This window comes from Streptomyces rubrogriseus (genome assembly GCF_027947575.1).
Taxonomy (GTDB): domain Bacteria; phylum Actinomycetota; class Actinomycetes; order Streptomycetales; family Streptomycetaceae; genus Streptomyces; species Streptomyces rubrogriseus.
The window spans coordinates 8,213,792-8,236,719 of record NZ_CP116256.1; the positions used below are offsets into that span (position 1 = coordinate 8,213,792).

Genomic DNA, 22,928 nt, shown 5'->3' on the forward strand with positions numbered 1-22,928 from the left:
CCCGGCCGCGTCGGAGCGGCGGGGGCGGGGGCGGCTAGGGGTCCACCGGCTCGGGCGCGCTCGCCTGGGCGGCGGCGCGGGTGCGGGTGCGTTCGTGGTCGGGGTTGAGGAACCAGTGCCGGGCCGAGGCCAGCCACCAGGTGGCGGCGAAGCCCAGCACGACCAGGACGGCGATCGGCGCGTAGTTGAAGGTCTCCCAGGTGACCGGGGAGACCTGGGGCAGCATGAACAGCACCGTGATGACGCCGACCCACGTCACCGCCACCACGCCGATCACCTGCGACCAGCGGCCCAGGTGCCAGGGCCCGCGTTCGAAGGCGGCGCCCTTGCGGACGCGGAGCAGCGTCGGGATGACGTACGCGATGTAGAGGCCGATGACCGCGATGGACGTCACGGCGGCGTACGCGGTGACGTTGATCAGGTAGGGGAGGCCCAGGACCAGGGCGGCGAGGGCGGCCAGCCAGACCGCCGCGACCGGGGTGCGGGTGCGCGGGTTCACCGAGTGCCAGATGTGGGACCAGGGCAGCGCGCCGTCCCGGGAGAAGGCGTAGATCATGCGGCTGTTGGCCGTCACCGACGCCATCCCGCAGAAGAGTTGGGCCCCGATCACGACGAGGAGGAGGAGCTTGCCCGCCGTCGCGCCGAGGGCGTCGAGCAGGATCTGCGCGGGCGGGGCGCCGGTCGGGGACGTCAGGGCGCCGTCGTAGGACTGGATGGCGAAGGTGAAGCCGAGGAGGAGGACGAAACCGGCGATCCAGGAGGTCCAGATGGAGCGGACGATGCCCTTGGGGCCCGCCGTGGACGCGTCGTGCGTCTCCTCGGTCATGTGGGCGGAGGCGTCGTAGCCGGTGAAGGTGTACTGGGCCATCAGGAGGCCGATGAGGACGACGTACGCCCCGCTGCTCCAGCCCGTGTTGTTCACGAACTCGCCGAAGACGAAGGACGCCGACTGGTGGTGGTCGGGCGCGAAGGTCAGCGCGCCGACGATGACCGCGACGCCCAGGACGTGCCACCACACGCTCACGCTGTTCAGCAGGCCGACGATGCGGACGCCGAAGGTGTTCAGCAGGCCGTGCAGGATCAGGATCGCGGCGAAGAGCAGGATCGTGCGCCCCGGCGTCACCTCGAAGTCGAACTGCAGGTTCAGGTAGGCGCCCAGGAAGGACGCGGCGCCGAAGTCGATGCCGGCGGTGACCGCGACCTGTCCCAGCACGTTGAACCAGCCCGTGAACCAGGCCCAGGCCGCCGCCGTGCGCGGAGGTGCCAGACGGTGCGCCCAGAAGTACAGGCCCGCCGAGGTGGGGTACGCCGAGCAGATCTCGGCCATCGCCAGTCCGACGAAGAGCGTCATCAGGCCGACCGCGACCCAGCCCCAGGTGATGACGGCGGGGCCGCCCGTGTTCATGCCGAAGAGGTAGAGGGTCAGGCAGCCCGACAGGACCGAGATGATCGTGAAGGAGACCGCGTAGTTGGAGAACGCCGACATGCGGCGGGCCAGAACCTGGGTGTAGCCGAGCTGGGCCAGCCGTTCCTCGTCCGACAGCCCACTCGCCTTGGCGTCATCTGTCATGCCCCCAGCAATTCCCTCGCGGCGAGCGTGACATGCGTCACTCCGTGGACTTCGTGGCCGAAACCGGACCGCAACGCGAAGCGCCGTGGCCTCCACCCGGCGGGGTGGAGGCCACGGCGCTTCTCAGACGTTCAGGCGTCAGCCGTTGCGCTTCCAGCGCGGCTTGTCGTCACGGCGACCGAAGGACGAACCGCGGTGGTCACCGCGGTGGTCGTCGCGGCGGCCGTACGGACGGTCGTGACCGCCGGAGCGGAAGCCGGGGCGGTCGCCCTGACGGTCGCGGTTGAACGGGCGGTCGCTGCCACGGTGCCCGCCGCGCTCGCCGCGGTCGTCACGACGCTCGAAGGAACGGCCACCACGGTCGCCCCGGTCGTCACGGCGGAAACCGCCACGGTCGTCACGACGCTCGAACGAGCGGCCACCACGGTCACCCCGGTCGTCACGACGCTCGAAGGAACGGCCACCACGGTCGTCCCGACGGTCGTCACGCCGGTCGAACGAACGCCCGCCACGGTCGCCGCGGTCGTCACGGCGCTCGAAGGAACGGCCACCACGGTCGCCCCGGTCGTCGCGGCGGAAACCGCCACGGTCGTCCCGACGCTCGAACGAGCGGCCACCACGGTCACCCCGGTCGTCACGACGCTCGAAGGAACGGCCACCACGGTCGTCCCGTCGGTCGTCACGCCGGTCGAACGAACGCCCACCGCGGTCACCGCGGTCGTCACGACGGGAGTCGCGGCGGTCGTACGAGCGCTCGCGGTCGTTGCCGCCGCGCTCCGCCTTCTCCACGTCCCGGGCGCCGGACTGCTCGGGCAGCGAGACCTCCGGCTCGGCCACGGTCGCGGCCACCTCGGCCAGGACCGTCTCCGGGTCCTCGCCGCGCTCCCGCGCGACCCTGGCGACCAGGCGGTCCGCCTCCTCGCGCAGCTCGTTGGCACGGCGCTGGGCCCGCTCCAGCTCCTTGGTGAGCTGGCCGACCTCGCGCTCGGCCTGCTGCGCCGCGTTGCCCGCCGACTCGGCCTGGACCTCGGTCATCGACCGGGCGCCGGTGATCTCGGCGACCTCGGGGTCGAAGGCGGCGCCGCCCTGGATGATGTGGCGCGTGGCGTCGACGCCCGCGTCCTCCATCAGCCGGAAGATCTGGCGGCGCTGGTGCGGCAGGGACAGGGACACGACCGTGCCGGTACGGCCCGCGCGCGCCGTACGGCCGGCACGGTGCAGGTAGTCCTTGTGGTCGCCGGCCGGGTCCACGTTCAGGACCAGGTCGATGCCGTCGACGTGGATGCCGCGGGCGGCGACGTCGGTGGCGACCAGGACGTTGACGTAGCCGTCCTTGAAGTCGGCCAGCGTGCGGGTGCGCGCGCCCTGGGTCATGCCGCCGTGCAGCGCGTCCGCCTTGGCACCGGCGTCGCGCAGCTGCTCGGCGACCCGGTCGGCGCCCAGCTGGGTGCGGACGAAGATGATGGTGCGGCCCTTGCGGGAGGCGATGGCCGCGGTGACCGGCGCCTTGTCCTTGGGCTTCACGACCAGGATGTGGTGCGACATGGTCGTCACCGCGCCCTGGGCGGCGTCCACCTCGTGGAGGGCCGGGTCCTTCAGGTACCGGTCGACGAGGGTCTTGATCTCGTTCTCCATGGTGGCGGAGAACAGCATCCGCTGGCCGCCGGCCGGGACCTGGTCGAGCAGCTCGGTGACCTCGGGCAGGAAGCCCAGGTCGGACATCTGGTCGGCCTCGTCGAGAACCGCGATCTGCACGTTCTCCAGGGAGCAGGCGCCGCGGTTGATGATGTCGCGCAGGCGGCCCGGGGTGGCGACCAGGATGTCGACGCCGCGCTCGAGGGCGTAGATCTGGTTGCCCATGGAGGTGCCGCCGCAGACGACCTTCATCTTCAGGCCCATGACGTCGCCGTACGGCTGGAGCGCGTCGGCGACCTGCATGGCCAGCTCGCGGGTCGGGGTGAGGATGACCGCGCGGGGCTTGTGCTTCTCGGTGCGGCCGCCGGCCAGGGTGGCCAGGGTCGGCAGACCGAAGGAGAGGGTCTTGCCGGAGCCGGTGCGGCCCCGGCCGAGGATGTCCTTGCCCGCCAGCGCGTCCGGGATGGTCGCGGCCTGGATCGGGAAGGGGGTGGTCACGCCGTTCTGCGCGAGCTTGCGCACGACGCCCTCGGGCAGACCGAGGTCGGCGAACGTGGGCTCGGGAGCCTCGGCGGGCTCCGAGGACTCGGTGGTCGGGGAGGCGTCTACGGCCTCGACGGCCTCCGGCGCGCCCTCTACGCCTTCGGCGTTTCCGGGCACAACGACGTGGTCAGTACTGGTCATGGACATGCGAATGCGAAACCTTCCGGAGTCTCTCGTCGGCACGCGCCCGTCAACTCCGTGAATCGCGATTCGCAATACGACCGCCTCAATGCGGTCCACCACGGCAGGGGGAGAGAACGCGCCACACGGCGCGCTCTGCGGTGGCGCCGGGCAAATGGGATCAAACGATCTACCACCATACGCACCCTCCACCCCCGAAGGCAAACCGGCAGCACACGCCCGGCTCAGCCCCAGCTCAGCGGCTCGTGGATCGCCCGGCTGCCGGCCGCTGCCCGGCCGCCCGGCCGAGGCGCGCCCCGTCCACCCCGTCCGCTACGCCGGGGTCCCGGCCGCCGGTGCCGGCTCCCGCTGCTCCAGCTGGGTCCCGGGCGGTTCGTGCGCCGACGAGGACGGTTCGGCCACCGTAGGGTCCGGCGTCGGGGAGGCGGGCGGCTCCTCGGTCGGCGTCGGCTCCGGCTCGACCGTCCGGGTGGGCTCCGCGGGCGGCGTCCGGGTGGGCTCGGGTCCGTGGTTCCCGCCGTTCGGCGGCGGGGCCCCCGTCGGGTGCGCGGCGGGCGGCGCCGAGGCGGACCCCTCCTTCCCCTTGCCGCCCTCGCCGCCCTTCCCCTTGCCGTCGCCCCCGGCCCGGTCCCCGCCCGCGCCCTTCTTCCCCTTGCCGTGCCCCTCGTCCGCGGCCGCCGCGTCGTACCCGGCGTTCCCCCCGGAGACCGCGGGGCCGCCCTCCGGCACCTCGCCGCCCCGCTCCCCGGCGGACCGGGACGGCTTGGCGCCCCCTCCGGACCCGTCGTCGCCGACGCTCATGCAGCCGGCGGCGGCGACGACGGCCAGGGCGGTGGCGGCCATACGGACAGGTACGTACAAGGGGCGCACGGGCGGCCACCTCCGGGGGTCAAGGAGTCGACGTGCCCAACTCCCGTCACCCACAAGAGGACACGCGCCCGGCGAGGCGGACTTGACCCGAGCGCGTCACCCGTACCCGGGGCACCCCGTCCGCACCCGGGCGCGCGTCACCCGTACCCGAGGGAGTGCAGCCGCGCGTCGTCGATCCCGAAGTGGTGGGCGATCTCGTGAACGACCGTCACCTCGGTCTCGGCGACCACGTCTTCACGCGTCGCGCAGAACCGCAGCGTCGGCCCCCGGTAGATGGTGATCCGGTCCGGCAGCACGCCCGCGTACCACTCCCCGCGCTCCGTCAGCGGCGTCCCCTCGTACAGCCCGAGCAGCTCGGGATCGTCCGCCGGCGGTTCGTCCTCGACGAACACCGCGACGTTGTCCATCAGCCGCGTAAGCTCCGGCGGGATCCGGTCCAGGGCCTCGGCGACCAGTTCCTCGAACTCCTCGCGCGTCATCTCCAGCACAGGACCATTGTCGGGTACGACCGTGGAGTACGACCCGCATATCCGCCCCGGGCCACGGGCATACGGGACCAATGGCCCGCGTCCCCGCCGCAGCCCCGCACGCCCTGGCCGAGGTGATGAACCCCATCCGCAACATCCCGCGCATCCTCACCCGCCGCTACCGCGACCGGCGCGCACGCCGCGGCCGGCCCGCGTCCGCCACCCCCGAACTCGCCGCCCGCTCACACCCCTGGACCCGGGCCGCCGGTCTGGTCGCCGTCGTCCTGCTCGGTGCCTGGCTGGGGCTGCTGGTCGTCGGCAACGTCCGGGCCCCGGTCGGCCCCATGAACACGACGATGACCCTGCGCCCGTCGCTGGCCGGCGGTACGAAGATCAACGTCTCGCCGCTGGGCGCCCTCCAGCTCGACAGCCACGTCGCCCCGGTCCGCCTCGACGTCAACGTCGACCAGCTCGACCCCGCCCGCGCCCAGGCCCTCGTCGACCACCCCGAACGCCTCTCCGGGCTCCAGGACGAGGTCGCCCAGGACGTCGAGCACGGCACGCTCGACCTCGCCGTCCGCTCCTGCGTGGCCGTCGTCACCGGCGCCACGGCCCTCGGCCTCGTCGTCTACCGCCGCCCCCGGCGCGCGCTCGCCGCCGGGGGACTCGCGCTCACCCTGCTGGTCGCCTCCGGCGGCACCGCCTACGCGACCTGGAACCCCGACTCCGTCCTGGAGCCGAAGTTCTCCGGACTGCTCTCCTCCGCGCCCTCCCTGGTCGGCAACGCGCGCAGCATCGTGACCGAGTTCGACGTCTACCAGAAGGAGCTGGCCCGGCTGGTCACCAACGTGACCAAGCTCTACGACGTCACCTCGACGCTCCCCGCCTATCAGCCCGACCCGACCACGATCCGCGTCCTGCACGTGTCGGACATCCACCTGAACCCGGCGAGCTGGAAGATCATCGCCTCGCTGGTGGAGCAGTACAAGGTGAACGTGATCGTCGACTCGGGCGACACGATGGACCACGGCACGGCCGCGGAGAACGGCTTCCTGGACCCCATCGAGGACCTCGGCGCCCCTTACGTCTGGGTCCGCGGCAACCACGACTCCCGCGGCACCCAGGAGTACCTGAAGCACCTCAAGAACGTGCACGTCCTGGACGACGGCCACGCCCGGACCGTCGCGGGCCTGCGCTTCGCCGGCATGGGCGACCCGCAGTACACCCCCGACCGCTCCAAGGCGGACGGCGCCGAGGCCTCCCAGGAACTGGCCGGCGCCCGCCTCGCCTCCGCCCTGCGCGACCAGAGCGCGGCCGGCACCCCCGTGGACATCGCCGTCGCCCACGAACCGTCGGCCGCCCGCGAGGTCGACGGCGATGTGCCCCTCGTGCTCGCGGGGCACATCCACCACGAGGACATGGAGGTCATGAAGTACGGCACCCGGCTGCGCGTCGAGGGCTCCACCGGTGGCAGCGGCCTGCGCGCGGTCGAGGGCAAGTACCCCGACCCCATCCAGGCGTCCATCCTCTACTTCGACCGGGACACCCGGCGCCTCCAGGCCTGGGACGAGATCGAGCTGGGCGGCCTGGGCCTGACTACGGCCGAGGTCAGCCGCCATCTGCCGAAGGAGAACCAGCCGGGCGCGACGCCGTCCCCCTCCGCCACCAGCCCCTCTCCCTCCGCCACCAGCCCCTCTCCCTCCGGCACCGGCCCGTCCCCCTCCGGCACCGGCGCCTCCCCCACTGCCCCGGGCAGCCCCGCCCCCAGCACTCCGTAAACCGTTTTGGCGATACCTCTCGCCATCCCATATGCTTCTCACGTCCCCGACGCGCTGCGAAGCGCCCAGGCGGGCCGATAGCCCTCATCGTCTAGCGGCCTAGGACGCCGCCCTTTCAAGGCGGTAGCACGGGTTCGAATCCCGTTGGGGGCACGCAGTACATGTGCGACACTGTCGTACGAAGCTTGGTCCTGTGGAGCAGTTTGGAGTGCTCGCCACCCTGTCAAGGTGGAGGCCGCGGGTTCAAATCCCGTCAGGACCGCTGAGGTTTCACGTGAAACCTCGCGGCTGGGTAGCTCAGTTGGTACGAGCGATCGCCTGAAAAGCGATAGGTCGCCGGTTCGACCCCGGCCCCAGCCACAGCAAAGGCCCCGATCCCCGGATCGGGGCCTTGTTGTAGTTGCCTGCGTTGCCTGGGCCGACGCCGCGGCAAAAGCGTTCGCCAGGTTTTTCCCGAGGATGAGATCCTGGAACCCGTATGTCTACGCATCCTGCCCCCGCCCTCGGCACCCTCGCCCCCCGGCTGACCGAGCTGTCGCTGCGCGACGCGCACCGGCTCGGCCGCAGGCTGGAGGGTGCGCGGAAGATCCGCAAGCCGGAGGCCCGCGCCGCCGTCCTCGCCGAGATCGAGACGGAGGTGGCCAAGGCCGAGCAGCGCATCGGCGAGCGCCGGGCGCGCGTGCCGGCCGTCAGCTACCCCGAGCAGCTCCCGGTCAGCCAGAAGAAGGACGAGATCGCGGCGGCCATCCGTGATCACCAGGTCGTCATCGTCGCCGGTGAGACGGGGTCCGGGAAGACCACGCAGATCCCGAAGATCTGTGTCGAGCTGGGCCGTGGCGTCCGCGGCATGATCGGGCACACCCAGCCCCGCCGGATCGCCGCGCGCACCGTCGCCGAGCGGGTCGCGGACGAGCTGGACACCCCGCTCGGGGAGACCGTCGGCTGGAAGGTGCGGTTCACCGACCAGGTGAACCCGGAGTCCACCTTCATCAAGCTGATGACGGACGGCATCCTGCTCGCCGAGATCCAGACCGACCGCGAGCTGCGCGCCTACGACACGATCATCATCGACGAGGCCCACGAGCGGTCCCTCAACATCGACTTCCTGCTCGGCTATCTCGCCCAGCTGCTGCCCAAGCGGCCGGACCTGAAGGTCGTCATCACCTCGGCGACCATCGACCCGGAGCGCTTCTCGCGCCACTTCGGCGACGCCCCGATCGTCGAGGTCAGCGGACGCACCTATCCCGTGGAGGTGCGCTACCGGCCGCTCCTCGAGGAGGACGGCGACGACGCCGACCGCGACCAGATCACGGCGATCACCGACGCCGTCGAGGAGCTGATGGGCGAGGGCAAGGGCGACATCCTCGTCTTCCTCTCAGGCGAGCGCGAGATCCGGGACACGGCCGACGCGCTGGAGAAGAAGAAGTACAGATTCACGGAAGTACTGCCGTTGTACGCGCGGCTCTCGCACGCCGAGCAGCACCGCGTCTTCCAGCAGCACACCGGACGCCGGATCGTCCTCGCGACCAACGTCGCCGAGACCTCCCTCACCGTGCCGGGCATCAAGTACGTCATCGACCCCGGCTTCGCCCGCATCTCCCGCTACAGCCACCGCACCAAGGTCCAGCGGCTGCCCATCGAGCCCGTCTCGCAGGCCAGCGCCAACCAGCGCAAGGGCCGCTGCGGCCGTACGTCCGACGGCATCTGCATCCGGCTGTACTCCGAGGACGACTTCACCGCCCGCCCGGAGTTCACGGACGCGGAGATCCTCCGGACCAACCTCGCCTCCGTCATCCTCCAGATGACCGCGGCCGGCCTCGGCGACATCGAGAAGTTCCCCTTCATCGACCCGCCGGACCACCGCAACATCCGCGACGGCGTGCAGCTGCTCCAGGAGCTGGGCGCGCTCGACCCGGCGCAGAAGGACGTACGCAAGCGGCTCACCGACACCGGCCGCAAGCTCGCCCAGCTGCCCGTCGACCCGCGGCTCGCCCGGATGGTGCTGGAGGCGGACAAGAACGGCTGTGTCCGCGAGGTCATGGTCATAGCCGCCGCCCTGTCCATCCAGGACCCGCGCGAGCGCCCGGCGGAGAAGCAGGCCCAGGCCGACCAGCAGCACGCCCGGTTCAAGGACGAGAGCAGCGACTTCCTCGCCTTCCTCAACCTCTGGCGGTACGTGCGCGAGCAGCAGAAGGAACGCGGTTCGTCGTCCTTCCGCCGGATGTGCAAGCAGGAGTACCTGAACTTCCTGCGCATCCGCGAGTGGCAGGACATCTACACGCAGCTGCGCACCGTCGCCAGGCAGATGGGCATCCACCTCAACGACGAGGAGCACCCCGCACCCGACGACCGCGTCCACGTGTCCCTGCTGGCCGGGCTGCTCTCGCACGTCGGCATGAAGGACGTGAAGGACGCCGGAGGGGAGGGCGGGAGGAACACGGGGAAGAACGAGTACCTGGGCGCGCGCAACGCCAAGTTCGCGATCTTCCCGGGCTCCGCGCTCTTCAAGAAGCCCCCGCGGTTCGTGATGTCGGCGGAGCTGGTGGAGACCTCCCGGCTCTGGGCCCGCGTCAACGCGAAGATCGAGCCCGAGTGGGTGGAGCCGCTCGCCGGGCACCTCCTCAAGCGCACCTACAGCGAACCGCACTGGGAGAAGGACCAGGCGGCGGTGATGGCGTACGAGAAGGTCACGCTGTACGGCGTACCGATCGTGGCGCAGCGCAAGGTGAACTACGGGCGGATCGATCCGGAGATCAGCCGCGAGCTGTTCATCCGCAACGCCCTGGTGGAGGGCGACTGGCGCACCCACCACAAGTTCTTCGCCGACAACCGCAGGCTCCTGACCGAGGTCGAGGAGCTGGAGCACCGGGCGCGGCGCCGGGACATCCTGGTCGACGACGAGACGCTGTACGACTTCTACGACCAGCGGGTGCCCGAACACGTCGTCTCCGGTGCGCACTTCGACTCGTGGTGGAAGCACAAGCGGCACGAGCAGCCCGACTTCCTCGACTTCGAGCGCGAGATGCTCATCAACGAGAAGGCGGGGGCGGTCACCAAGGACGACTACCCGGACTCCTGGCGGCAGGGGCCGCTGAAGTTCCGGGTGACGTACCAGTTCGAGCCGGGCGCGGACGCCGACGGCGTGACCGTGCACGTGCCGCTCCAGGTGCTCAACCAGGTCACGGACGAGGGCTTCGACTGGCAGATCCCGGGCCTGCGCGAGCAGGTCGTCACGGAGCTGATCCGCTCCCTGCCCAAGCCGGTCCGCCGCAACTACGTACCCGCGCCGAACTACGCCCAGGCGTTCCTGGACCGTGCCGTGCCCCTTCAGGAGCCGCTGACGGTGACCATGGCGCGGGAGCTGAAGCGCATGGTGGGGGTGCCGTTCGACGCGGAGGACTTCGACTGGTCGAAGGTCCCCGACCACCTGAAGATCACGTTCCGGATCGTTGACGAGCGGCGCCGCAAGCTGGCCGAGGACAAGGACCTGGAGGCGCTGAAGCTCCGGCTGCGCCCGAAGGCCCGCAAGGCGTTGTCGCAGGCCGCGGCAGCCACCGCGGAGCGCAGCGGCGGCGAGTCCCTGGAACGCTCCGGGCTGACGGACTGGACGATCGGCACGCTGACCCGGGTCTTCGAGACCCGCCGGGCCGGTCAGCCGGTGAAGGCGTACCCGGCGCTGGTGGACGACGGGCCGAAGGCGGACACCGTCTCCGTCCGCCTCTTCGACACCGAGGCCGAGCAGGCGCAGGCGATGTGGAGGGGCACCCGGCGGCTCATCCTGCGCAACATCCCGGTCAACCCCGCGAAGTTCGCGTCCGAAAAGCTGACCAACCAGCAGAAGCTGGGCCTGTCCGCGAATCCGCACGGTTCGATCCAGGCCCTGTTCGACGACTGCGCCATGGCGGCGGCGGACCGGCTGATCGCGGACTTCGGCGGCCCGGCCTGGGACGAGGAGTCGTACCGCAAGCTCTACGACAAGGTCCGCGCGGAGATCGTCGACACCACCGTCCGTACGGTGGGCCAGGTGCAGCAGGTGCTGGCGGCCTGGCAGGCCTGCGAGCGCCGTCTGAAGGCGGTACGCAGCCCGGCGCTGCTGGCCAACCTCCAGGACGTGCGGGGGCAGCTGGACGCGCTGGTGAAGCCCGGCTTCGTGACGGAGGCGGGGATCGGGCGGCTGCCGGACCTGATGCGCTACCTGGTCGCCGCGGACCGCCGGCTGCAGCAGATGCCGACCGGTGTGCAGCGGGACACGTCCCGCATGGAGAAGGTCCACGAGATGCGGGACGAGTACGCGTGGCTCCTCGAGCAGATGCCGCAGGGGCGGCCGGTGCCCCGGCAGGTCCTGGACGTCCGCTGGATGATCGAGGAGCTGCGGGTCAGCTATTTCGCCCACGCGCTGGGCACGGCGTACCCCGTCTCCGACAAGCGGATCGTGAAGGCCATCGACGCCCTCGCGCCGTGACGAAGCCCGTACGGAGGGTGAGTTCGACCGGCGGCCCACCCTCCTGTACAGTCTCTTCTCGCAGCGCAACGCAGAAAAAGCGCCGCGAAACCTGGTCCTGTGGAGCAGTTTGGAGTGCTCGCCACCCTGTCAAGGTGGAGGCCGCGGGTTCAAATCCCGTCAGGACCGCAGCAAAGAAGCCCCGCACCGAGTAATCGGCGCGGGGCTTCGTCGTCCAGCACCCCACACAACCTGCCCGCCACCCTGTCAAGGTGGAGGCCGCGCCCGCGGCGCAGCCGCAATGGGACACAGCAAATCCCGTCAGGACCGCAGTGAAGAGGCCCCGCCCGAGTGATCGGCGCGGGGCTTCTTCGTGTCCCGTCGGAACCGCAGGGAACGCCCCGCACCGGGCAATCGATGTGGGGCTCCTTCGTTGCCGGGGACGGTCCGGGGCCGTCAAACGCCCTGAGTGGCCCTCAGGGCGCCTCTCGCGGCCTTGACGGCGTCACTTTCGCTCGGTACTCCAAAGACAGGGCACAACCCCCGTGTGGCCCCCGGAGGTGGCGTATGGCGACATCGGTCAGGCACGAGACGCGGGCCCTGCTCCGCGCGCATCTGTCGGCCGCGTCGTCGTACGGACACGTGACGCGCCACTGCCCCATCTGTCACCGGCTCCTGCGGCTCGCACTGGACTCGCCGACCCCACAGTCTCCGACAGGCCGTCAAGAGGGCGTCGACGACGGGAGCGCGTCCACGGCATGAAACCGCGCGGCCCCAACACCCTTGCTCCGCAGACCTCCTGGAGGCCACGCCTCCATTAGCGCACCGGCGCCGGATCCAACAACCGCCGCGGCATGTGACGGGTGTCACCGCATGAGTTTTTGGAACCGTGGCACTTACGACTCCCCTACAACTGATCAATTTAATATGTGCAATTGCACCACCTTCGCAGCGCCCGCACAGCGGATCCGACACCCCTCCCCAGACTCCGACAAGCCCGGACACAGGACAGGACACGAACCCGGACACCGACCCGGACACACACCCGGGCCCGGGCACAAAAAAAATCGCGCTGGACCCGGCGGAGTCCAGCGCGATCAACGACGCACCTCTGTTGGGGCAGGGACGGCGTCGCTTGGAGCTGTGGTTCCGGGCGCCGCGACAGGTTGGGGGACCCGCCGTTCTGCCCGGTTATTCAGTTGTTCAGGCCTCGCTGCGCTGCTGCGGAATGCCCGCGAGCAGAGCGCGGACCTCGGCTTCGCGGTAGCGGCGATGCCCGCCGAGCGTGCGGATCGACGTGAGCTTGCCGGCCTTCGCCCAGCGCGTGACCGTCTTCGGGTCGACGCGGAACATGGTGGCGACCTCAGCCGGGGTCAGCAGCGGCTCGGCATCAGGGGTGCGAGCGGTCATGAGCGGCCTCCTCGGGAGAACCGAACCTTCTCGGTTCATTCCTCTAAATTCTGCACCTTGACCCGCGTTGCCCGAAATGGCGGACGCGAGTCGAGTCGGTTATAGGACGAACGGCTTGTCCTCGGCACTACAACTACACCATCTGTCCAGCCGCGTCGGCCAAACCGATGGAATTGCCCTCCCAGGTGTTCATCAGCGACGGAAGCCGATGGACCATGCCATAGCGGACAGTCACGCCACTGTGACGATCAGTCACAGGGGCGCTCAGGAGTCACCAGACCCCCCAAAGCGTGCAATGCTGAGATTCCACCCACAGTGCATCACGGCAGGACGGAAGGAGCCCTCCCCGGGCTCCTTGTCCTATTTTGGCATGAGGAGGGGGAAGCGGCGCAAGAGTGATGTACGTGCGGTCCGTCACGCTTGACTCAAACGCCCGGATCGGGACCTACGTCCCTTGTCGGCGGGAGATCAGCCCACACGGGGCGGGTGTCGGAGCGGAAGACGAAACCCCACATCGGGCGGTACGTCAAACGTCAGTTCGCCGAGCGCCGGTCCCGGACCGCCCGCCAGCGCTCCACCAGCCGCCCGTACGCCGCCCCCGCGGCGACCCCGTCGCCGTGGCGCAGCGCCTCGATCCCCTCGGCCACGTCCGCCGCGGAGTGGTCGGCCTCCAACTCACCGGCCGGCAGGGCGTGCACCAGCCCGCCGTAGTCCAGCTCGACCAGGGAACGCGGGTGGAACTCCTCCAGCCAGCGCCCCACATCGACCAGGCCGTCGATGAGCGGCCCCTCGTCCACGGCCTCCCGCAGGGCCCGCAGCCCTCGGGCCACCCGTCGGCGGGCCTGCACCATGGGCGTGCGGTAGCGCAGCACCGGTGCGGCCGCCGCCTCGTCGCCGCCGCCCTCGTCGTACTCCCGCTCCGCGTCGGAGACCAGCACGAACCAGTTGATCGGCACCTGCCAGGTGGCCGTGCGGATCCAGGGCCGGGCGTCCGGGTTGCGCGCCAGCCAGCGCTCGTAGTCCTGCGCGCTCTGGCGGCGTACGACGGGTGGGATCAGGGCGTCCAGGACCGGCTCCGGGAAGTCCTCGGCCACCTCGCCCAGGGCCTGCCAGCCGCGCAGCCGGGTCCGCCAGGGGCAGACGCAGACCACCCCGTCCACCTCGGTCACGAAGGCGTCGGCGCTCTCGTGCACCGGCACCGCCACCGGCGGGGTGGGCAGCAGGTCGGCCAGCGAGCGGCGCAGCTCGTCCTGGTACGAGGGCCGGTCGGGGCGGCGGGCGTAGCGGGTCCAGTGGGCGCGCTCCTCTTCGGGGAAGGCCGCCAGCGGCTCGTACACGCGCAGGTACGCCGCGTACGGGACGATCACCGAGGACACCTTGGGCACGCCTGCTCCCTCCCCCGCGCGCCGACGCGAAAACCTGCGAGAACCTGCGGAAACCTAAGGAAACGGATCACAAACGCGCGGGAATCTCTGCAAATCGTCGCACGCCCGTACTCCGTGCGGAGGTGATCCTGAGCACTGTGCGGCGGGCCGGTACACCCAGGCTCTAATCTCGTGCCACAGTCCCCGCCACCTTCACGGGGCCTGCCACCCATCGCCGCACCTACACAGGAGTCACCACCGTGACCGACGTAAACGGCGCACCTGCTGATGTACTGCACACCCTGTTCCACTCGGATCAGGGGGGACATGAGCAAGTCGTGCTCTGCCAGGACCGTGCCAGCGGCCTCAAGGCCGTGATCGCCATCCACTCCACCGCCCTGGGCCCCGCGCTCGGCGGTACCCGCTTCTACCCGTACGCGAGCGAGGCGGAGGCCGTCGCCGACGCGCTGAACCTCGCCCGCGGGATGTCGTACAAGAACGCCATGGCCGGTCTGGACCACGGTGGCGGCAAGGCCGTGATCATCGGCGATCCGGAGCAGATCAAGAGCGAGGAACTGCTCCTCGCCTACGGCCGGTTCGTCGCCTCGCTGGGCGGCCGCTACGTCACCGCGTGCGACGTCGGCACCTACGTCGCCGACATGGACGTCGTGGCCCGCGAGTGCCGCTGGACGACCGGTCGCTCCCCGGAGAACGGCGGCGCGGGCGACTCCTCCGTGCTCACCTCCTTCGGCGTCTACCAGGGCATGCGGGCCGCCGCCCAGCACCTGTGGGGCGACCCGACGCTGCGCGACCGCACCGTCGGCATCGCGGGCGTCGGCAAGGTCGGCCACCACCTGGTCGAGCACCTGCTCGCCGAGGGCGCCCACGTCGTCGTCACGGACGTGCGCAAGGACGTGGTGCGCGGGATCACGGAGCGGCACCCGTCGGTGGTCGCCGTCGCCGACACCGACGCGCTGATCCGGGTGGAGAACCTGGACATCTACGCGCCCTGCGCGCTCGGCGGCGCGCTGAACGACGACACCGTGCCGGTGCTGACCGCCAAGGTGGTGTGCGGCGCGGCCAACAACCAGCTCGCCCACCCGGGCGTCGAGAAGGACCTCGCCGACCGCGGGATCCTCTACGCGCCGGACTACGTGGTGAACGCCGGCGGTGTCATCCAGGTCGCCGACGAGCTGCACGGGTTCGACTTCGACCGGTGCAAGGCGAAGGCCTCGAAGATCTACGACACCACGCTGGCCATATTCGCACGTGCGAAGGAGGACGGTATTCCGCCGGCCGCGGCGGCCGACCGGATCGCCGAGCAGCGGATGGCGGAGGCCCGTCCCCGGCCGTGATCCGACGGTCGCGGACGGTGGCCCGGCAGGATCTTCGCGGGGTTTGACCGGTACCCGTCGGGGGGCAGTTGGAGAGAACTCTCACTTATCCCGGCGGGTCGACCGTCGAAAGGTGGTTAAAATCGCCTTTGACCAGCGAGGACGGGGCGCCTCGAGGGTCCTGGGCAGGGCCACGTGGTGCGGGCGACGTACCGTATGGGCGTGGGCTCAGGTACCGTGGAAGCCCTACGGACCGGTCTCTCTGCGGAGAGCCCGTTCCGGACCATGAACGCGTGTCAAGACTCTGGGGCCGTCGAGCCCCGTCGTTGAGGGGGTCGAGCCATGGGGCGCGGCCGGGCCAAGGCCAAGCAGACGAAGGTCGCCCGCCAGCTGAAGTACAACAGCGGTGGGACTGATCTCTCCCGCCTGGCCGAGGAGCTGGGCGCATCGCCGTCGAATTCGCAACCGCCGAATGGCGAGCAATTCGAGGACGATGAGCAGGACGACGACGTGTACGCAAAGTACGCCGACCTCTATGAGGACGACGACGAGGACGAGGACGGCCAGTCCCCATCCCAACAGCGACGCGGCGCTTGACCTTGCACTGAACACCTTCCCGGTCGGTGACCTCTGTCACCGACCGGGTTCTGTGCTACCCGCGGGCATCCGCGGCACCTCAGGCGGCGTAGTCGCCCACCAGTGCCGCGCCGCTCTCGTGGTCTGCGCGGTCGGTGATCTCGCCGGCCACCCAGGCGTCCACACCGCGGTCGGCGAGGGCTGTCAGGGCCACGTCCGTCGACTCCTCGGGCACGATCGCGATCATGCCCACGCCCATGTTCAGGGTCTTCTCCAGCTCCAGGCGCTCCACCTTGCCGGTCCGGCCGACGAGGTCGAAGACCGCGCCCGGGGTCCAGGTGGACCGGTCGACCACAGCGTGCAGGCCGTCGGGGATCACGCGGGCCAGGTTGGCCGCGAGTCCACCGCCGGTGACGTGGCTGAAGGCGTGGACCTCGGCGGTGCGCATGAGGGCCAGGCAGTCCAGGGAGTAGATCTTGGTCGGCTCCAGCAGCTCCTCGCCGAGGGTGCGGCCGAGACCGTCCAGGTGGGCGTCGAGCGCCAGGCCGCCCTCGTTCAGCAGGACGTGGCGGACCAGCGAGTACCCGTTCGAGTGAAGCCCGGAGGACGCCATGGCGATCACCGCGTCACCCGTACGGATGCGATCCGGGCCGAGCAGCCGGTCGGCCTCCACGACGCCCGTACCGGCGCCGGCGACGTCGAAGTCGTCCGCGCCCAGCAGGCCGGGGTGTTCGGCCGTCTCGCCGCCCACCAGGGCGCATCCCGCCAGCACACAGCCCTCGGCGATGCCCTTGACGATCGCGGCGACGCGCTCGGGGTGGACCTTGCCGACGCAGATGTAGTCGGTCATGAACAGCGGCTCGGCACCGCACACCACGATGTCGTCCATGACCATCGCGACCAGGTCGTGGCCGATGGTGTCGTAGACGCCCAGCTGCCGGGCGATGTCGACCTTGGTGCCGACGCCGTCGGTGGCGGAGGCGAGCAGCGGGCGCTCGTAGTTCTTGAGGGCGGAGGCGTCGAAGAGGCCGGCGAAGCCGCCGAGGCCGCCGAGGACCTCGGGGCGCCGCGTCTTCTTGACCCATTCCTTCATGAGCTCGACGGCGCGGTCGCCCGCCTCGATGTCGACGCCGGCTGCTGCGTAGCTGGCACCAGTTGTGTCAGGCATGACGATGTGAACCTTCGTGTCGTACGGCAGGGAGGCCATGGAAACCATGTGGGAGCCGGGCGATCCGGGGAAACGGACGGCTACGGGCGACGGATGGCGTCGGCGGCGGCCGTACCGGCGGGCCCGGCGGCCAGCTCGGTCTCCAGGAGCTGCTTGCCGAGCAGCTCGGGGTCGGGAAGCTCCATCGGGTACTCGCCGTCGAAGCAGGCGCGGCACAGGTTCGGCTTGGCGATGGTGGTCGCCTCGATCATGCCGTCGATGGAGATGTACGCCAGGGAGTCGGCGCCCATCGAGGTGCCGATCTCCTCGACGCTCATGCCGTTGGCGATCAGCTCGGCGCGGGTGGCGAAGTCGATGCCGAAGAAGCAGGGCCACTTCACGGGCGGGGACGAGATCCGGATGTGGATCTCGGCGGCGCCCGCCTCGCGGAGCATGCGGACCAGGGCCCGCTGGGTGTTGCCGCGGACGATGGAGTCGTCGACGACGACCAGCCGCTTGCCCTTGATGACTTCCTTCAGGGGATTCAGCTTCAGACGGATGCCCAACTGGCGGATGGTCTGCGAGGGCTGGATGAAGGTCCGGCCGACGTAGGCGTTCTTCACCAGGCCGTTGCCGAAGGGGATGCCGGAGGCCTCGGCGTAGCCGATCGCGGCGGGGGTGCCGGATTCCGGGGTCGCTATGACCAGATCGGCCTCCGCGGGGGCCTCCTTCGCCAGCCTGCGGCCCATCTCGACGCGCGAGAGGTAGACGTTGCGGCCGGCGATGTCGGTGTCCGGGCGGGCCAGGTACACGTACTCGAAGACACAGCCCTTGGGCTTCGCTTCCGCGAATCGGGAGGTGCGCAGACCGTTCTCGTCGATGGCGACGAACTCGCCCGGCTCTATCTCCCGGACGAAGCTCGCGCCGCAGATGTCGAGGGCGGCGGACTCGGAGGCGACCACCCAGCCGCGCTCGAGGCGGCCGAGGACCAGCGGGCGGATGCCCTGCGGGTCTCGGGCCGCGTAGAGGGTGTGCTCGTCCATGAAGACGAGGGAGAAGGCACCGCGCACCTGGGGCAGCACCTGGCCGGCCGCCTCCTCGACGGTCAGCGGCTTGCCGTCCTCGTCGACCTGACCCGCGAGCAGGGCCGTGATCAGGTCCGTGTCGTTGGTCGCCGCGACGCGGGTGGAGCGGCCGTCCTGCTTGGGCAGCTCGGCGACCAGCTCCGCGAGCCGGGCGGTGTTGACGAGGTTGCCGTTGTGCCCGAGCGCGAGGGAACCCTGCGCGGTGGCACGGAACGTCGGCTGGGCGTTCTCCCACACGGAGGCACCGGTGGTCGAGTAGCGGGCGTGACCGACCGCGATGTGACCCTGGAGCGAACCGAGCGAGGTCTCGTCGAAGACCTGGGACACCAGGCCCATGTCCTTGAAGACGAGGATCTGGGAGCCGTTGCTGACCGCGATTCCCGCGGATTCCTGGCCCCGATGCTGGAGGGCGTACAGCCCGAAGTACGTGAGCTTTGCGACCTCTTCGCCCGGAGCCCAGACACCGAAGACGCCGCAAGCGTCCTGGGGGCCCTTCTCGCCGGGAAGCAGATCGTGATTGAGTCGACCGTCACCACGTGGCACGCCTTCGAGTGTAGGCGAGATCGACCACTGGTCCGAATTGGGGATGCGGGCCCACTCATGGATCACCGATCGGCGACGGCGCGGACCGTGACACCGTCTTCGCTGGTCAGCGTGAGGGTTTCATGATCGATCCGGTAGTCGACCTTGCCGTCGAAGAGGCCCAGCAGCCGCTTCTCGGCGGCCATGAGTGAGCCTTCGCACATCATTCGGGTGGTGGACGGGGTGCCGAGGGTGATACGCCCGTCGCTGACGGTGGCCCTGGCGTTGACGTGGTTGCAGGGGAGCCGCCCGGAGACGGTCTTCGCGTCCTGGTCGAAGGTGAGCCGGGCGCGGCCCTCGTCGCCCTTCCGGCCCGGGGCGTCCACGACCCACGTCGTGCCGTGGAGCGACGCGTCCTCGGACCTGCTGAGCCGGACCGTGTCGCCGTCGGCGGTGGTGAGGGTCAGGCGGTCGCCCTCGCTCCTGGTGGTGAGGGGGCCGGTGGTGAGGGCGCGGCCGAGGGACTTCTCGAAGTCGGCGGGCGTCTTGGCGCAGGCCTTCTCGGTGAACAGGGCGTCGCTGAGCCGGACCCGTTGGCCGTCGCCCCCGCCCTCGTCCTCGACGGCGGCACGGGCGCTGAAGCCGTTGCAGCCGGTGCTGCCCGCGGCCTCGCCGCCGTCGTCGATCCGTACGTGTGCCGCGTCCGGCGCCCGGTGGGTGGTGCCGTCGACCGTGACGCTGTCGATGCTCCACCGGACACCGGTGACGCGCGGTCCGTCCGCGCCGACGGAACCACTGCCGGTGCCGTCGGCCTTCTCGCTCCCGCAGGCCGCGGCGAGCGGGACGAGCGCGACGACGGCCGCCGCAGTGAGGGTCATGCTGCGCTGCTGCTTCTGCCTGTACATGCCGATTCGACGGAGACGAGGAAGGTCCGGTTCCGTCGTCCGTCCGGTTCTCCGCCTCTCCCCGGCCCGCGCTCAGCTCAGCAGCGGCAGCAGCGGCCCGAGATCGGCCCGCTCCCCACTCGCGCTCACCTTCGCCCCGTCCAGGGCGTCCCTCCAGGCCAGCCGTCCGGTGGCGAGCCGGATCCAGGTCAGCGGGTCGGTCTCGACGACGTTGGGCGGGGTGCCCCGGGTGTGCCGGAGACCCTCGACGCACTGCACGACCGCGTACGGCGGGATCCGTACCTCCGTCGAGCCGCCGGGAGCCTTCACCGCGAGCGCGTCGGCCAGCAGCCGGGTGGCGGCGGCCAGCGCCTGCCGGTCGTACGGGATGTCGAGGCCGGGGACCGCGGCGTTCAGGTCGTCGGTGTGCACGACCAGCTCGACGGTGCGGGTGACGACGTAGTCGGCCAGCGGCAGGGCGCCCGCGCTGGTGGGGAGCAGCCTGCTTCCGGGGTGGGTGTCGAGCCGCTCGGTGAAGCGCCGCTCGACCTCGGCGAGGTGGGCGTCGGGATCGGGGTGCTCGGCGGCGAGCCGCCGGGCCGTCCCGGCGATGGCGTCCGCGTCGGCGGCGATGGCGAACGGCCAGTCGAGCAGCCGGCCGTCCTGCCGCACCGGCTCGGGCTCCCCCAGCAGCCGGTCCACGGCGGTCAGCGCCATCCCGACGTGCGCGACCAGCTCCCGCACGCTCCACTCCCCGAGCCGGGTCGGCAGACCGAGCTGCTCGGGGGTGAGGCCGCGGACGGCCGCCCGTACGTGACCGAACTGGGCGAGGACGGCGGCACGGGTACGGGCGGGGTCGTAGGCGCGGGGGCGTTTCCTGGCGGGCGGCATGGCGGCGAGCCTAACCAGTCCCTTCTCCAGGGCTCGGCCCAGTCCGTCTTCCGGGACTCGCCCCAGTCCGTTCTCTAGGACTCGCCCCAGTCGGCCCGGAACGTGTCGTGGCCGGGGAAGACGACGTCCGCGCAGTGGCGGCGGGTGGTCACGTCGTCGACGTAGGCGCGGAAGACGTCCTCCATCCGCGAGGCCACCAGCTTGGCGTAACCGGGGTGGCCGAGGGTCATGGTGTGGACCTGGGGACGGCCGTCGCAGACGGAGGAGGCCCACCAGACCGGGTCCGTGGCGCCGCGGCCCGCCTTCCCGGGGACCGCCGGTTCCGGGGTCTCGCCGTCGTCGGTGCTGGCGAGCTGGAGGTTCTCGGCGACCGGGCCGGTGTAGGTGTGGAGGGAGACGAACCACTCGCCCGGCGTGTCCGGGGTGCTGAGCCAGTCGTGCGCGTCGGCCAGCTTCGCGTACACCCTGTCGGCGTGGCCGAGGGAGAGCACGAGACCGCAGCTCTCGTCCCACACCCGGCCGTCGGTGCGGCTCTCGATGACCTCGTCCGGGTAGGGCGACCGGCCGGCGAGGCCGGTCTTCCCGTACCAGGCGCAGGTTCCCTCCGCCCGCGCCGCCGGGACGGGCCCCGCGGTCAGGGCGGGCACGTGGTCCGGGGCGTCCGGCAGGCGGTCGGCGCAGCCGAGCCGGTCGGCGAGGTTGTTGGCGGTTTCCACGGCCGTGTCGGCGAGGACGTCGCGGTCGTGGCCGCTCACCTGGCTGCCGCGCCGCGGCATCAACTCGGCCCGCGCCCACAGGGCCCGCACGGACTTGTCCTCCGTCGTTCCTTCCTCGCACGGCAGTTGCACGGTGACCGAGGAGTCGGTGACGCGGCCGGCGATGTCGCCGCCCAGGGGCTGCGGCGGGTAGGTGGCCCGGCCGAGTATGTCGAGCGGGCCGTTCCTCGGCGCGTCCGCGATCCGAGGCTGGCCGGCCGGCAGGACGCCCATCGCGCCGGTGAAGAACCAGCGGGTACCGGTGTCGGTGCCGGCCCGTTCACCGGCCTCCGTGCTGAAGATCTCGCAGTCGTGCGGGATCCCCGTGTCCGGGTCGAAGCTGCCGTCGTCGAGCTTCCGGTGCGTGATGGTGCCGCCCGCTTCGGAGAGGTCCAGCACCCGGCCCGCCGGGACGAGTCCCCCGCAGGCCGCGTCGATCTGCCGGTGGTTGTTCCACACCAGCCAGATCTCCCGGCCGCTCCAGCCGATGGCCACCACGGCGGCCAGGCACAGCACGACGTTGACCGTCCTGCGCACCCCGTCCGGTATCCGCACCGCTCCCCCGTCCCCCGGCAGCCCCCGTGGGAGCCGCGATCACGGACGAACCTAACAGGTGCCTACTCGGGAGAGGCGGGGGCCGGTTCCGGTACGTCGAAGACCTCGCCGTTGCGCGGGACGCCGATGCCGGTCCAGGTGAAGGGGACGCCCCGCGCGGTGTCCGGGTCGGGTCCGTCCATCAGCTGGAAGTGGACGTGCGGCTCGGTGGAGTTGCCGGAGTTGCCGCACCGGGCGAGGACCTGGCCGGCCCGGACGCGGTCGCCCTCCCGGACGGCGAAGGAGCCTCGCTGGACGTGGGCGTACAGGGCGTACGTACCGTCGGCTGCTTCCAGCACCAGGTGATTGCCGACGATGCGGCGGACCCCCGCCAGTTCCCGCACCGAGCCCTCGACGAGCATCAGGTATAGCAGCGCGGGCAGCGAGGTGCGGCCCAGGTGGTCGCGCTGGCCGTCGTCGGCGCGTACGACCGTGCCGTCGGCCACCGCGAGGACCGGGGCGCCGAACGCCGGGAAGTCGCGGCTGCGCCGGGCGAGCGGCCACAGGGCTCGGAAGCCGGGGCGGGCGCCGGGCTCCGGCTCGGCGACGAGGTCGATGGCGAAGGTCTGGCCGTAGGCGTGGACGCCGTGGCTCGGGGTGCGGTCTGCCGGGCTGTTCAGCGCGGACCAGCGGCCGGTGACGGGCGGGGCGACCTCCACGGGCTCGGGGGACCTGCCGGGCGCGTCCGGGGCGCCGCCGTTCCAGCGGTTGACCACCGTGATGAGGACGTACGCGAGGACCAGCGGCAGGAAGACGCTCCACCACGGGAAGCCCGGGTCGAAGAGGACGCCGACGACCACCAGGGCCAGGAAGACGAGCTGGAGCACCCGGAAAGTGATCATGGCGAGCTTGCGTGCGGACATCGTTCGTTCCCCCTTGCTCGTGACGGTCCTGACCCTCCTGACGGTGCTGACCGTCTTG

At 70.9% G+C, this 22,928-nt stretch carries 17 protein-coding genes and 4 tRNA genes; 9 read left to right on the forward strand and 12 right to left on the reverse strand.

The window, feature by feature from the left end:
- Nucleotides 1-34 precede the first annotated feature (34 nt).
- The 4 genes from Sru02f_RS37115 to Sru02f_RS37130 all read right to left on the reverse strand — a co-directional run bounded on the left by Sru02f_RS37115 (nucleotide 35) and on the right by Sru02f_RS37130 (nucleotide 5,247).
- On the reverse strand, nucleotides 35-1,570 hold the full coding sequence (locus tag Sru02f_RS37115) for an amino acid permease (protein ID WP_109029021.1): 1,536 nt from the start codon (nucleotides 1,568-1,570) through the stop codon (nucleotides 35-37).
- Nucleotides 1,571-1,708: 138 nt separating this feature from the next.
- Nucleotides 1,709-3,895 carry a DEAD/DEAH box helicase gene (locus tag Sru02f_RS37120; protein WP_167469255.1) on the reverse strand — a complete coding sequence of 729 codons (2,187 nt, stop codon included), beginning with the start codon at nucleotides 3,893-3,895 and terminating at the stop codon, nucleotides 1,709-1,711.
- A gap of 306 nt (nucleotides 3,896-4,201) precedes the next feature.
- Nucleotides 4,202-4,759, reverse strand: a complete 558-nt coding sequence (locus Sru02f_RS37125; protein ID WP_109029023.1) for a hypothetical protein — start codon at nucleotides 4,757-4,759, stop codon at nucleotides 4,202-4,204.
- Nucleotides 4,760-4,896: 137 nt separating this feature from the next.
- Nucleotides 4,897-5,247, reverse strand: a complete 351-nt coding sequence (locus Sru02f_RS37130) for a metallopeptidase family protein (RefSeq protein ID WP_011029427.1) — start codon at nucleotides 5,245-5,247, stop codon at nucleotides 4,897-4,899.
- 71 nt (nucleotides 5,248-5,318) lie between these two features.
- On the opposite strand from Sru02f_RS37130, the gene Sru02f_RS37135 reads away from it, so the two are divergent.
- The 7 genes from Sru02f_RS37135 to Sru02f_RS37165 all read left to right on the forward strand — a co-directional run bounded on the left by Sru02f_RS37135 (nucleotide 5,319) and on the right by Sru02f_RS37165 (nucleotide 12,207).
- Nucleotides 5,319-7,004, forward strand: a complete 1,686-nt coding sequence (locus Sru02f_RS37135; protein WP_167469256.1) for a metallophosphoesterase family protein — start codon at nucleotides 5,319-5,321, stop codon at nucleotides 7,002-7,004.
- Nucleotides 7,005-7,084: 80 nt separating this feature from the next.
- Nucleotides 7,085-7,157, forward strand: a tRNA-Glu gene (locus tag Sru02f_RS37140).
- Nucleotides 7,158-7,191: 34 nt separating this feature from the next.
- Nucleotides 7,192-7,266: transfer RNA gene (locus Sru02f_RS37145), tRNA-Asp, on the forward strand.
- A gap of 24 nt (nucleotides 7,267-7,290) precedes the next feature.
- Nucleotides 7,291-7,364, forward strand: a tRNA-Phe gene (locus tag Sru02f_RS37150).
- Nucleotides 7,365-7,482: 118 nt separating this feature from the next.
- Nucleotides 7,483-11,466, forward strand: a complete 3,984-nt coding sequence (gene hrpA / locus Sru02f_RS37155; protein ID WP_109029024.1) for an ATP-dependent RNA helicase HrpA — start codon at nucleotides 7,483-7,485, stop codon at nucleotides 11,464-11,466.
- 93 nt (nucleotides 11,467-11,559) lie between these two features.
- Nucleotides 11,560-11,634, forward strand: a tRNA-Asp gene (locus tag Sru02f_RS37160).
- 378 nt (nucleotides 11,635-12,012) lie between these two features.
- Nucleotides 12,013-12,207 (forward strand): DUF6274 family protein, encoded by a 195-nt coding sequence (locus Sru02f_RS37165; protein ID WP_109029025.1) that lies wholly within the window; start codon nucleotides 12,013-12,015, stop codon nucleotides 12,205-12,207.
- 441 nt (nucleotides 12,208-12,648) lie between these two features.
- Here Sru02f_RS37165 and bldC read toward each other — a convergent pair whose 3' ends face one another.
- On the reverse strand, nucleotides 12,649-12,855 hold the full coding sequence (gene bldC / locus Sru02f_RS37170) for a developmental transcriptional regulator BldC (RefSeq protein WP_003949541.1): 207 nt from the start codon (nucleotides 12,853-12,855) through the stop codon (nucleotides 12,649-12,651).
- 533 nt (nucleotides 12,856-13,388) lie between these two features.
- Nucleotides 13,389-14,240, reverse strand: coding sequence for a hypothetical protein (locus Sru02f_RS37175; protein ID WP_109029026.1), 852 nt, complete (start codon nucleotides 14,238-14,240; stop codon nucleotides 13,389-13,391).
- 239 nt (nucleotides 14,241-14,479) lie between these two features.
- Between Sru02f_RS37175 and Sru02f_RS37180 the strand changes: the two genes are divergently transcribed.
- Both Sru02f_RS37180 and Sru02f_RS37185 read left to right on the forward strand, forming a co-directional pair.
- Nucleotides 14,480-15,574, forward strand: a complete 1,095-nt coding sequence (locus tag Sru02f_RS37180; protein WP_109029027.1) for a Leu/Phe/Val dehydrogenase — start codon at nucleotides 14,480-14,482, stop codon at nucleotides 15,572-15,574.
- A 321-nt stretch (nucleotides 15,575-15,895) separates the two neighbouring features.
- Nucleotides 15,896-16,150: a DUF3073 domain-containing protein gene (locus Sru02f_RS37185; protein WP_003974884.1), complete on the forward strand. Its 255-nt coding sequence runs from the start codon at nucleotides 15,896-15,898 to the stop codon at nucleotides 16,148-16,150.
- Nucleotides 16,151-16,229: 79 nt separating this feature from the next.
- Here Sru02f_RS37185 and purM read toward each other — a convergent pair whose 3' ends face one another.
- The 6 genes from purM to Sru02f_RS37215 form a co-directional block, all read right to left on the reverse strand.
- Nucleotides 16,230-17,297, reverse strand: coding sequence for a phosphoribosylformylglycinamidine cyclo-ligase (purM, locus tag Sru02f_RS37190; RefSeq protein ID WP_109029497.1), 1,068 nt, complete (start codon nucleotides 17,295-17,297; stop codon nucleotides 16,230-16,232).
- An 80-nt stretch (nucleotides 17,298-17,377) separates the two neighbouring features.
- Nucleotides 17,378-18,904 carry an amidophosphoribosyltransferase gene (purF, locus tag Sru02f_RS37195; RefSeq protein ID WP_109029028.1) on the reverse strand — a complete coding sequence of 509 codons (1,527 nt, stop codon included), beginning with the start codon at nucleotides 18,902-18,904 and terminating at the stop codon, nucleotides 17,378-17,380.
- Between the two features lie 62 nt (nucleotides 18,905-18,966).
- A complete protein-coding gene (locus Sru02f_RS37200) occupies nucleotides 18,967-19,788 on the reverse strand; it encodes an META domain-containing protein (protein ID WP_109029029.1) in 822 nt (273 codons plus the stop codon).
- A gap of 72 nt (nucleotides 19,789-19,860) precedes the next feature.
- On the reverse strand, nucleotides 19,861-20,658 hold the full coding sequence (locus Sru02f_RS37205; protein WP_109029030.1) for a maleylpyruvate isomerase family mycothiol-dependent enzyme: 798 nt from the start codon (nucleotides 20,656-20,658) through the stop codon (nucleotides 19,861-19,863).
- A 74-nt stretch (nucleotides 20,659-20,732) separates the two neighbouring features.
- Nucleotides 20,733-21,968 (reverse strand): hypothetical protein, encoded by a 1,236-nt coding sequence (locus Sru02f_RS37210; RefSeq protein ID WP_109029031.1) that lies wholly within the window; start codon nucleotides 21,966-21,968, stop codon nucleotides 20,733-20,735.
- Nucleotides 21,969-22,030: 62 nt separating this feature from the next.
- Complete coding sequence (locus Sru02f_RS37215) at nucleotides 22,031-22,870, reverse strand: M23 family metallopeptidase (protein WP_109029032.1); 840 nt, start codon at nucleotides 22,868-22,870, stop codon at nucleotides 22,031-22,033.
- Nucleotides 22,871-22,928 lie beyond the last annotated feature (58 nt).

Bases quoted from the DNA above. Each gene is read 5' to 3' on its own strand.
- Sru02f_RS37115 (WP_109029021.1), bottom strand. From the start codon at position 1,570: ATGACAGATGACGCCAAGGCGAGTGGGCTGTCGGACGAGGAACGGCTG.
- Sru02f_RS37120 (WP_167469255.1), bottom strand. From the start codon at position 3,895: ATGTCCATGACCAGTACTGACCACGTCGTTGTGCCCGGAAACGCCGAA.
- Sru02f_RS37135 (WP_167469256.1), top strand. From the start codon at position 5,319: ATGGCCCGCGTCCCCGCCGCAGCCCCGCACGCCCTGGCCGAGGTGATG.
- hrpA (WP_109029024.1), top strand. From the start codon at position 7,483: ATGTCTACGCATCCTGCCCCCGCCCTCGGCACCCTCGCCCCCCGGCTG.
- Sru02f_RS37165 (WP_109029025.1), top strand. From the start codon at position 12,013: ATGGCGACATCGGTCAGGCACGAGACGCGGGCCCTGCTCCGCGCGCAT.
- bldC (WP_003949541.1), bottom strand. From the start codon at position 12,855: ATGACCGCTCGCACCCCTGATGCCGAGCCGCTGCTGACCCCGGCTGAG.
- Sru02f_RS37185 (WP_003974884.1), top strand. From the start codon at position 15,896: ATGGGGCGCGGCCGGGCCAAGGCCAAGCAGACGAAGGTCGCCCGCCAG.
- purM (WP_109029497.1), bottom strand. From the start codon at position 17,297: ATGCCTGACACAACTGGTGCCAGCTACGCAGCAGCCGGCGTCGACATC.
- Sru02f_RS37200 (WP_109029029.1), bottom strand. From the start codon at position 19,788: ATGTACAGGCAGAAGCAGCAGCGCAGCATGACCCTCACTGCGGCGGCC.
- Sru02f_RS37205 (WP_109029030.1), bottom strand. From the start codon at position 20,658: ATGCCGCCCGCCAGGAAACGCCCCCGCGCCTACGACCCCGCCCGTACC.
- Sru02f_RS37215 (WP_109029032.1), bottom strand. From the start codon at position 22,870: ATGTCCGCACGCAAGCTCGCCATGATCACTTTCCGGGTGCTCCAGCTC.